Source organism: Novosphingobium sp. AAP1 (genome assembly GCF_001295765.1).
Taxonomy (GTDB): domain Bacteria; phylum Pseudomonadota; class Alphaproteobacteria; order Sphingomonadales; family Sphingomonadaceae; genus Novosphingobium; species Novosphingobium capsulatum.
This window is the reverse complement of sequence record NZ_LJHO01000035.1, coordinates 1-4,175: the sequence shown is the minus strand read 5'-3', so window position 1 is coordinate 4,175 and position 4,175 is coordinate 1. Positions and strand designations below refer to the sequence as shown.

General features: G+C 63.7%; 4 protein-coding genes. All 4 read right to left on the bottom strand.

What is annotated here, in order from left to right:
- Positions 1–103: 103 nt before the first annotated feature.
- Positions 104–673, bottom strand: coding sequence for a hypothetical protein (locus IP65_RS20580; protein WP_082350300.1), 570 nt, complete (start codon positions 671–673; stop codon positions 104–106).
- Positions 674–947: 274 nt separating this feature from the next.
- Positions 948–1,949, bottom strand: a complete 1,002-nt coding sequence (locus IP65_RS20575; protein ID WP_054132901.1) for a tyrosine-type recombinase/integrase — start codon at positions 1,947–1,949, stop codon at positions 948–950.
- The gene (locus tag IP65_RS20570; protein WP_054132900.1) at positions 1,946–2,869 is read right to left on the bottom strand and encodes a tyrosine-type recombinase/integrase; all 924 of its coding nucleotides are present in this window, start codon (positions 2,867–2,869) and stop codon (positions 1,946–1,948) included. The genes IP65_RS20575 and IP65_RS20570 overlap by 4 nt, the downstream gene beginning before the upstream one ends.
- A complete protein-coding gene (locus IP65_RS20565) occupies positions 2,866–4,107 on the bottom strand; it encodes a site-specific integrase (protein ID WP_156306819.1) in 1,242 nt (413 codons plus the stop codon). Before IP65_RS20565 ends, IP65_RS20570 begins: the two co-directional genes overlap by 4 nt.
- Between the last annotated feature and the right edge of the window lie 68 nt (positions 4,108–4,175).

Genomic DNA, 4,175 nt, shown 5'->3' with positions numbered 1-4,175 from the left:
ATTCCGCATGGCCGTGGGAAGGCCAGGATATCTGCGGGATTTGGCGCAATCCGCTCGGCATAGTTTTACCGTTCTTCCCCGTGCGAAGCATCGGAGGAGGGCGTCATGATCTCCTCATCCGGCGACGCGATCGACCGTGTCCGGTGACATGCCTCACATGGTCCATGAGCGCGCGCTGCAGCGACCGAACCTGGTCGGGGGTGAAGCCGCCGTCCTTCGGGTGCGGGCGGTCGACCAGATGGCGGTGATTCCATTTCCAATAGGGTGAAAGCACTGCCGCCAACCGTGCGGTGTCGGGGCACTGGTAGCCGAAGCCGCTAGCATTGGCATAGGCAAGCGATCGGTCGATGTGGAGGCCGATATAACGAGCGCACCAGGCGTCGGGAAAGCCGATGTCGAGCAAATGCGATGACAGGGCGAGTTGAGCTACGATGCCGGTAGCGTAGAGAAAATCGGGCCAGTCGCCCGGCGCTTCGGGTGCGAGGGACAGCATGAACTCTTCCGCGCGCCGATAGCGTTCACGGCTCAGGTTACGCCCTTCGCGCGTTCGCTGAAGCTGGACTGGCTGAGCATCATAGGTTCTCCACAATGCCGCCAGCGTCGCGTTGCGGGAACCGGCAGCCGACCTGGCGGGCAGGCAGCGTTGCGTTGAGACAGGGGCAATGTTGTACATTGGTACCTCCGGTCCGCATCAGGGCGGTTACGCGGAAGAGATGAGACGGATGCGGAAACAGTCCCGAACTCCCGCACGCTAGGCGCGGGAGCCGCCGGAGCTGGTAACATGCCAGAGACATGCGCCGTCGCCTTTAACCCGAAGGTCTGGACATGCGCGACGACACCCCGGAAACCGAGGTGTCCGAGTTGCTTCTCTGGCGGGATTACCAGTCCCGGCGCTGCCCTTTGCACAGCGCCTCAAATAGATAGCAGAGGCGAGTCCGCACGCCAAGTTAGAGTGCCTCGAGGAAGGCTAGCAGTCGGTCCCCCGGCTGATAACGTCCGCCCTTCCGTCCGTTGAACGGCTTGACCTTGGCCAGTGCCGCTTCCTTCAAGGCGAGGTGGGCGTGCAAATAGACCTGCGTCGTCTTGATGGACTCATGCCCGAGCCACAGCGCGATAACCGAAATATCGACGCCCGCCTGGAGGAGTTCCATCGCGGCGGTGTGCCGGAGGACATGTGGCGTGACCCGCTTGCGCCGAAGTGACGGACAAGCTTGTGTCGCGGTCGCGACATGCCTGCGCAGCAAGCGCTGCACGGCATCGGCGCTCAGATCGCCGCCATGGAGGTTGGGGAACAGCCTCATCGAACCGAACCTCCCTGCCTCCTTGAGCCAGGCCTGGAGGGCATGGCGCGTCTGCGTGGTGAGTGGCGTGCAGCGCTCCTTGCGGCCCTTGCCGAGACATCGAACATGTGCGCCGGCGCCCAAAACGACAGCGGTGCGTTCGAGTTGGACGATCTCCGATAGCCGCAGGCCTGTCTGCGCGGCGAGATGGAGCAGCATATGGTCACGACGACCGATCCAACTGCTGCGATCGGGTGCCGCAAGGATCGCGTTGATCTCGTCGCGGGTGAGGAAATGCACCTCGCGCCTGTCGTGGAGCTTGCCGGGAATCGCGAGCACACGCTGGATCTGCCCGGCATAGGCAGGCTCCTCAAGCGCAACGAAGCGCAGGAATGCCCGAATGGCGGTCAGGCGCAAGTTGCGGGTCTTGATCCCGATCGACCTGCTCGCTTCCAGATCGTCGAGGAAGGCACCGACGAACGGGGCATTGAGATCGGCCAGGTCGAGCTTGGAGGGTGGCTTGCCCAACCTTGCCAGCGCGAAGGCGAACAGCAGCCGGAATGTATCGCGGTAAGATGCGATGGTGTGGGGGCTGGCGTTACGCTGCTGTATGAGACGCTGGGTGAAGAACCGCTCGATGAGACCTGGCAGGATCGACGCGACGCTCATGACGCCGTCTCCCAGCGGGCTTCGAGCCGGCTCGCGGCCTCCCCCATGAGCTCGGGGCAGGCCGAGAGGTACCAGTATGTGTCGCGAACCTTGCTGTGGCCGAGATAGGTGGTGAGCATCGGCAACAGGCGCTCGACATCTTCGCCGGCACGGTACCAGCGCAGAAGGGTGTTGACCGCGAAGGTGTGACGAAGGTCGTGGATGCGTGGGCCAGTGCTGCGCGGCTCGGTATCGCGCAGCCCGATCCGTCGCATCACCCCGATAAATATGCGTTCCGGGTACTGAAGCCGCAGCCGCTGGCCTCCACGCAGGACGAAAAACCAGGGGCTCTTGCGGCATATGCGGCAATCGTCGCGTCGCGCGGCGTAATCGGCGAGCGCTCGGGAGGTAGTCGGATGCAGTGGGACGAGGCGATCCTTGCCGCCTTTGGTCACGCGCAGCGTCAACAACCCGGCCTCAAGATCGACATCGGCGCGTTCGAGACCGATCGCTTCACCCAAGCGCATGCCCGTCGCGGCGAGCAGCCCGAACAAGCAATGATAAGTTCGCCGGTTGATGCCTTTGGCCAGACCCCAACTGAGCGTCGCGTCCAGCAGGCGCTCAATCTCTGCCTCGGTGTAGATATAGGGATGTCGCCGCTTCGGGGATGGAAAAATCCCAGCCGGTGGTATCTCGGTCTCCGGTTCCACGTTCGAGAGATGCCGGGCGAATCCGCGCACCGCCGACAACCGGTTCGGCCAGGAGGTGCGCTGGCTCTGGGTGATCCAGGCCATCGCCAGCGCGCGCGTGATGACCGTCGCCTGCGCCGCGTCCATGAACGCGATGAAATCCCCAAGACAGCGCTCTTCGTCCCGGTAGCGATAGCCGAACCCGCGCCGCATGCGGACATAGCGGGCCAGCGCCTGACACAGCGCGCTCATTGTTCACCTCCCAGCCACGGCTGGCCGAGGGGGCGCAGGCTATCGAGATCGACCTTGGCGTAGATCCGGGTCGTGTCCTGTTGTTCGTGGCGTAGGAGTTGGCCGATCTCGGTCAGGGTAGCGCCCGATCGCAACAGGTCCGTCGCGAGGCTGTGCCGGAAGATGTGCGAACCACGTCGACCGGGACCGGGGATGCCGGTGCGCTTGATCGCCGAGCGTGCGACGGTCTGTATGCCGGGCGCTCCCTTGAACCCGGAATATGGCGCAACGGCGAGCAGGAACAGCCGCCGGCTGTCAGAACGGGGGCGACCATGCTGTAGATAGGCGGCAATCGCGGCGCCGACATCGTGCGGCAGTGGCATGGTGGCGATCTTCCGTCCCTTGCCCCGAACGGTGAACTGACCTGCGTGCCAATCTATATCATCAAGGCTGAGCTTCGCCACTTCGCCCGCGCGCAAACCCAGCCGGGCGAGCAGCATCAGGATCGCATAGTTTCTTCGTCCCGCCGAGGTGCTCCGGTCGCAACCGTCGAGGATGCGCTGAACGTCCTCGATCGGCAGGAAACTCGGCAATCGCGCTTCGCCAGGCCGCCGGATAGAGGGGATAGCAGCCGTCAGATCTGCGGTGATGAAGCCTTCTGCGTGCAGATACCGCAGGAACACCCGCAAGCGCGAACACATGATCCGGGCGGTCGTCGCTCCGCCATCCGCGGCATGCCGCTCGACATAGAGCGACACCTCGCGCCCTGACAGGCGACCAAGGTCGGCGTTAGCGGTGATACCCAGTTCTTGCAGGAAGGGCCGAAGGAACCAAACGTGGCTCGCGATCGACGACGGTGCGAGGCCCCGCTGGCGCGCCATGTAGCGGCTATAGGCCTCACAAATATCCTCGTGCGGATCACGCGGCGGCACCGCGCGATGCGCGATGGCGTTCGCTTCGCGCAGGATCGAGAGCAGCCGAGCGAGTGCACGGGCGTCCCCTCCGAACTGCGGGCGGTGCCGCGACCGCTCGGCGAGATACTGCGTGACGGTCGCTTCGTCGATATCAGCAATACCCGCGCCTGTGGCGCCGAGCCAAAAACCAAAATCTCGTATAATGCTCAGCCGTCGATGGCCTGTCTCGAGACTGTAGCCGCCTTGCTGAAGCTGCGCGACGTAGAGATGGATGTGTTCACCAAGCGGACCTGCCCGCAGGCTCCGCATTACCCGGCTTCTGCTCACATAAACATCGGTGATCATGATCGCTCCTCCGCGCACGTGATGTGCGCGGGGAGCAGGAAACTATGCCGAGCCGATTACCCAAAATC